Source organism: Mesorhizobium sp. M7A.F.Ca.CA.004.12.1.1 (assembly GCF_003997835.1).
Lineage (GTDB): Bacteria > Pseudomonadota > Alphaproteobacteria > Rhizobiales > Rhizobiaceae > Mesorhizobium.
Genome location: NZ_RZRK01000402.1, coordinates 1 through 5639, shown reverse-complemented (window position 1 = coordinate 5639; position 5639 = coordinate 1). Strand labels below are relative to the sequence as shown.

5 protein-coding genes and 1 pseudogene are annotated in these 5639 nt (G+C 62.7%); 2 read left to right on the top strand and 4 right to left on the bottom strand.

Annotated features, from left to right (window positions below):
• The 4 genes from EN984_RS20575 to EN984_RS20560 all read right to left on the bottom strand — a co-directional run.
• Positions 1-612 (bottom strand): SDR family NAD(P)-dependent oxidoreductase (locus EN984_RS20575; RefSeq protein WP_164765553.1); only part of this gene is annotated, 612 nt, incomplete at its 3' end.
• 68 nt (positions 613-680) lie between these two features.
• Entirely contained in the window at positions 681-2192 is a 1512-nt protein-coding gene (locus tag EN984_RS20570) for an altronate dehydratase family protein (RefSeq protein ID WP_127269481.1), read from the bottom strand.
• 235 nt (positions 2193-2427) lie between these two features.
• Positions 2428-2757 (bottom strand): L-rhamnose mutarotase, encoded by a 330-nt coding sequence (locus EN984_RS20565; protein ID WP_127269482.1) that lies wholly within the window; start codon positions 2755-2757, stop codon positions 2428-2430.
• 19 nt (positions 2758-2776) lie between these two features.
• The gene (locus EN984_RS20560; protein WP_127269483.1) at positions 2777-3451 is read right to left on the bottom strand and encodes a GntR family transcriptional regulator; all 675 of its coding nucleotides are present in this window, start codon (positions 3449-3451) and stop codon (positions 2777-2779) included.
• A 369-nt stretch (positions 3452-3820) separates the two neighbouring features.
• Between EN984_RS20560 and EN984_RS20555 the strand changes: the two genes are divergently transcribed.
• Both EN984_RS20555 and EN984_RS20550 read left to right on the top strand, forming a co-directional pair.
• Positions 3821-5293, top strand: coding sequence for a sugar ABC transporter ATP-binding protein (locus EN984_RS20555; RefSeq protein ID WP_245480092.1), 1473 nt, complete (start codon positions 3821-3823; stop codon positions 5291-5293).
• Positions 5290-5639, top strand: a pseudogene (locus EN984_RS20550) (ABC transporter permease); the annotation flags it as partial. The gene EN984_RS20555 and the pseudogene EN984_RS20550, both read left to right, overlap by 4 nt.

Below are 5639 nucleotides of genomic sequence, written 5' to 3'. Positions count from 1 at the left end.
CATATATTCGATGTGCTCCGGCGTCAGTTGTTCGAGGATGCGCGTCTGTGCCGTGGCCGGCGAGATGCAGTTCACGGCGATGTCGTACTGCGCCAGTTCCTTGCCGAGCGACTTGGTCAAGCCGATGACCGCCGCCTTCGAGGCTGAATAGGCGGAGGCGTTGGGGTTGCCTTCCTTGCCGGCCACCGAAGCGATGTTGACGATCCGTCCGTAATTGCGCTCCTTCATTCCGGGAACCACGGCGCGATTGACGTAGAACGTACCGTTTACGTTGACGTCGATGACCTTCTTCCACGTCTCGATGTCGTAGACGTCGAGCGGGGCGGCCGGGCCGGCAATTCCGGCGGAATTGACCAGAATGGAAATCTTGCCGGCCAGCTCTTCGGTCCTGGCGCGCGCCGCGTCCACCGACGCCCAATCGGCGACGTCCACGGTCTCCGTCGTGGCGGCGCTGCCGAGTTCCTTCTTGGCGGTTTCGAGGCGGGCCTCATCGAGGTCCCACAAGGTTACCGTCGCGCCGGAGGCGACGAAACGTCTGGCCATCGCAAAGCCGAGGCCCTGGGCGCCGCCGGTGACCACAGCGTGCTGGCCGTCAAGATCGATCCTGTTCATGTCGAGCGGTTCTTTCCGTTTGAGCTACTTCCGGGATAAAGGCCGGCCTGCGCAGGCGGGCGATATCGCTACATGGTTGCGCCAAGGCTCCATGGCACGAACTCGTTGTCGCCATAGCCGAGCGCTTCCGACCTGGTGCGCCCGCCGGATGCGACGCGCAGGATCTCGGCGAAGATTTCCTCGCCCTTCTCGGCCAGCGAGACGCCGTCCAGTATGTCTCCGCAATTGATGTCCATGTCCTCGCGCATCTGCTCGAAGATAAAGGTGTTGGAGGCAAGCTTGATCGAGGGCGTCGGCTTGCAGCCGAAGGCCGAACCGCGGCCGGTGGTGAAGCACAATATGTTGGCGCCGCCGGCGACCTGCCCGGTGGCCGAGACCGGATCGTAGCCAGGCGTATCCATGAAGACGAGGCCGCGCTCGTTGATCGGCTCGGCATATTCCAGCACTGCGCGCAGATTGGTGGTGCCGCCCTTGGCGGAGGCGCCGAGCGATTTCTCCAGGATGGTCGTCAGCCCACCCAGCTTGTTGCCGGGCGAAGGGTTGTTGTTCATCTCCATGTCGTGCCTGGCGGTATAATCCTCCCACCAGCGGATGCGCTCGATCAGCTTTTCACCCACCGCGCGGCTCTCGGCGCGCAAGGCGAGAAGATGTTCGGCGCCATAGATTTCGGGCGTCTCCGAGAGCACGGCCGTGCCGCCTTGCCCGACAAGCAGGTCCACCGCAGCACCCAGTGCCGGATTGGCGCTGATGCCGGAGTAACCGTCCGATCCGCCGCATTGCAGTGCTAGCACCAGTTCGGAGGCTGGTTGCGGCGTCCTTTCGGCGGCGTTCACCGTAGGCAGCATGTCGACGATCGCCTTAACGCCGGCCTCGACTGTCTTTCGCGTGCCGCCGGTTTCCTGGATCGTCATCGTGCGGAAAATCGTGCTCTCCTCGATGTTGTACGACTGCATCCAGCGCGGAATCTGGAACGCTTCGCAGCCGAGCCCGACCATCAGCACGCCGCCGACATTGGGGTTCGTGGCAAAGCCCCATTGCGTGCGCTTCAGCAGGTCGTAAGCGGGACCCTTGGTGTCGATGCCGCAGCCAGTGCCGTGGACGAGTGCGATGATGCCGTCGATATTGGGATAGTCGCGCAGGATGCCAGACCGGTTGACCTCGTCGGTGATGAACCGGGCGACGCTGGCAGAGCAATTCACTGACGTCAGGACGGCGATGAAGTTGCGCGTGCCGACCTTGCCGCTCGGCCGACGGTAACCCATGAAGGTGGCCCGCTCGGCCTCGGCAACGATCTCGGTTTGCCTGGTATTGGTGCCGAAGACGTAGTCGCGTTCGAAATTGCGCAGATACACATTGTGCTCGTGAACCCAGTCGCCGGCGACGATGGGTTCCCGCGCAAAGCCAATGGTCTGGCCGTATTTCACGATCGGGTCGTCCGAGCCGATGTCGCGCAGGGCCATCTTATGCCCGCGCGGTATGCGCGCCTTCGCTGCCACGTCCCCGGCTTTGTCGCCGATCTTCAACGGATCGACCGCCAGAAGAATGTTGTCTGTATCCGACAGCTTGATGAACCGTGCCATGACCCAAACTCTGAAAAGGCTCTCCCCGACAAGGAGCGTCGAGAGGCAAAAGTGATTTGGAATACTAATATAATAGAATGTCAGTGGTCAAGGTGCGGTTGCGAAAGGCCTGGACTGCAGGGCGTTGCGGCGGATCGGTCAGGTGAGTGGCGTGCGATGAGAGCGCCTTGCGGCGCAGTTTGAGGGCGGCAAACGGCTGGATGAAACAACGGATCGCCGCCCGGCCGGGACACGGTCAGTCGAGATGGAAGACCTCTTCCATCGCCGCCCACCATTCGCCGTCGGCGCGCGTCGGCAGTGGCGTCTGCATGGGGTCGCACAGCTCCCACCATTTGCGCATCGCCGGCGACTCGCCCATTCGCGCCGCATCCTTGGCGAAGTCGCTGCCGTGATACTCCCAGCAGGCGAACAGAAGGTTCTCCGGTTCGCGCAGGAAGATCGAATAGTTGCGGATGTTGGCGCCGCTGATGACCTCGAGGACGTCGGGCCAGACAGCGGCGTGGACGCGCCTGTAGTCCGCGATCGCCTCTGCTTTCACGCCGATACAAAGTCCCATTCTTTGCATGCCGGTGGCTCGCAGGGCTTCAGTCGAGAAGGTCGGCGGCGACTTCGAGCGTGTTGCGGAACGACGTCTCGAGATGGTGTTCCATCGCTTGCGCCGCACCCTCGGCGTCGTGGCGCTTCAGCGCGTCGAAAATGGCCTCGTGCTGCTCGATCGTCTGTTCGCCATAGCCCGGCTTGGGGATGGCGAGATAGCGGCCGCGATCCATCTGTGCCTTTGAGATGTCGACGGCTCTCCAGATCATCGGCAGGCCGCAGATCTCGGCGATGGTGCGGTGAAAGACATCGTCGAGCTGTATCGCGGTGGCATATCTGCCTCGCGATATGGCGAGCCGGTGCGCCGCCATGTTGTCTTCCAGCAATTCGCTGGCGGCCGGTGTGAACTTGGCGGCCGCGCGTCGGGCGCTCTCCATCTCCAGTGCCCGCCGAATGACATAGGCTTCTTCCAGGTCGGCCCGGCTGATCGGAGCGACATAGGTGCCGGTCTGTGCCAAGATCTTGACCAGGCCCTCGTCGCTGATGCGCTTGACCGCTTCGCGCACCGGGGTGCGCGACACCCCCAGGGCCTCCGCGATGGCGACTTCGTTGATGACCTCTCCCGGCTTCAGCTGCCCGACGACGATCAGGTTGCGGATCTTGTGGTAGATCTGATCGCGGAGCGGAAGAGCCCGATTGAGCGTCGAAGGATCCAGGTCCATTGCAAATCCGTATCTTCGTTCACCAGAAATGGCCAGATAATACTAGAATGTCAATCGGAACGCATCCAATGGAAGCGGTCGGGTGTCGGTGGACACGATGTTCATAACGACCGCCGGAAATCCACCTTGCCAGAACTATTATATTAGTGCAATAGTCATCATCCGCGGTGAGAAATTCAACCGCAACCGAGAGCCTGGACTGAGTCGCGTGTTCAAAAGCCCGGACGTTCAAGCCAGTTCGAAGAGGGGTCGAGCTGTGTTGAAGCAGCTATTATACTAAAATATCGATGGCCGATACCGAGGACGATCGGCCGGCCGCCAGGAGGAACCTAGCCAGATATGACTGTCGCCGCCGATTGCGCCTTGGACATGCGAGGCATCAGCAAGACGTTCCCGGGCGTGAAGGCTCTGTCCAACGTCAATTTCGCCGTGAAATTCGGCACCGTTCATGCGGTCGTGGGTGAGAACGGCGCCGGCAAATCGACGCTCATGAAAGTGCTCAACGGGTCCTACGCACCCACCAGCGGCGCAATCAGGGTCGGCGGCGCCGAAGTGCGCATGCGCCGGCCCGCCGATGCCCAGGCGCTGGGCATCCGCATGGTGCATCAGGAAATCAATCTGGTCCCCGACCTGAGCGTCGCCGAAAACGTCTATCTCGGCCGCATGCCGGGCAAGTGGACCTTTCTGCGCAAGGGCGAGATGATCCGGGCTGCAGCCGCCGTCCTCGATGAGCTCGGAGCGGCCATCAACCCGCGTGAACGGCTCGGCAACCTGTCGATCAGCCAGCAGCAGCTCGTCGAGATCGCCAAGGCCTACGCGGCGCAGCCCAGGATCATCGTCCTGGACGAACCGACATCCAGCCTCAGCGAGCATGAGACGGCGGCGTTGTTCCGGATCTTGCGCAAGATGCGCGATGACGGAATCGCCATCATCTATATCAGCCACCGACTGAAGGAGGTGCTCGAAATTGCCGACGAGGTGACTGTGCTGCGCGACGGATCAATGATCGAGACGCGGCCGATCGAAGGCATAAATGCCGCTCACATGATCAGGCTGATGGTCGGTCGCGAAGTCAGCAATGTCTTCCCGAAAAGCCCGGCCGAGATCGGCAAGTCGGTGCTGCGCGTCGAACGCATCAGCGACGGCGCGCGCTTCCGCGATGTCAGCTTCGATGTACGCGCCGGCGAGATACTGGGCTTGACCGGGCTGGTGGGCGCTGGCCGCACCGAGGTCGCCCGCGCGATCTTCGGCCTGTCGCGGCTTGTCGAAGGCACAGTCAGCGTCAACGGACGCGAGGTCTCGATCAACTCGCCATCCCAGGCGGTCAGGGCAGGCATTGCCTATGTTCCGGAAGATCGCAAGGGCGACGGCGTCGTGCCTGGAATGTCGATCCGGGAAAACATCAGCCTGCCCATACTGCGCCGCCTGAGCCGTTTCGGGCGCATCAGCCGCAGCGCCGATCACGCGCTTGCCGCGGACTCGGTCAAGCAGTTTTCGATTTCACCGCCCGACGGCGAACGGCGCATCAGCCTTCTGTCGGGCGGTAACCAGCAGAAGACGGTCATCGCCAAATGGCTTGCCGCCAAGCCCCTGGTCTTGATCCTCGACGAGCCGACGCGGGGCGTCGACGTCGGCGCCAAGGCCGAGATCCACCACATCATTGGCCAGCTCGTCGCAGGCGGCATGGCGGTGGTGATGATCTCCTCGGAACTGCCCGAAATCCTTGGCGTCTGCGACCGCGTGGTGGTGATGCGCGATGGACACGCCTCCGAGCCTCTCCTGCGCAGCGAATTGAGCGAGGAACGCATCATGGCGCTGGCCACGGGGGAGGAGATGGCGTGACCGAAGCGGCCATGGAGATCGGCGGTGTGAACCGCAACGACCGCTTCACGCGTGGCAGCAGGCTTATCGGTGTCCTGTCGAAGGCGGGGCTGGCCTTCGCCATCCTCGCCGTGATGCTCTACGGCTCCTTCGTCAGCCCCGCCTTCTTCACATCAGGCAATTTGCTCAACGTCCTGACCTCGATGTCCATCGTCGGCATCGTCGTCGTCGGCATGACCTTCGTGCTCGTGGTCGGCGGCCTGGCCGACCTCTCGGTGCCGGCCACCATCGCCTGCGGCGCCATCCTGTCGCTCGGGCTGCAGCCGATGATCGGGCCGCTGCCCGCCGTCGTCCTGGCCGTCGGCCC

Coding starts and splice junctions, on each gene's coding strand:
- EN984_RS20570 (WP_127269481.1), bottom strand. CDS start 2,192: ATGGCACGGTTCATCAAGCTGTCGGATACAGACAACATTCTTCTGGCG.
- EN984_RS20565 (WP_127269482.1), bottom strand. CDS start 2,757: ATGCAAAGAATGGGACTTTGTATCGGCGTGAAAGCAGAGGCGATCGCG.
- EN984_RS20560 (WP_127269483.1), bottom strand. CDS start 3,451: ATGGACCTGGATCCTTCGACGCTCAATCGGGCTCTTCCGCTCCGCGAT.
- EN984_RS20555 (WP_245480092.1), top strand. CDS start 3,821: ATGCGAGGCATCAGCAAGACGTTCCCGGGCGTGAAGGCTCTGTCCAAC.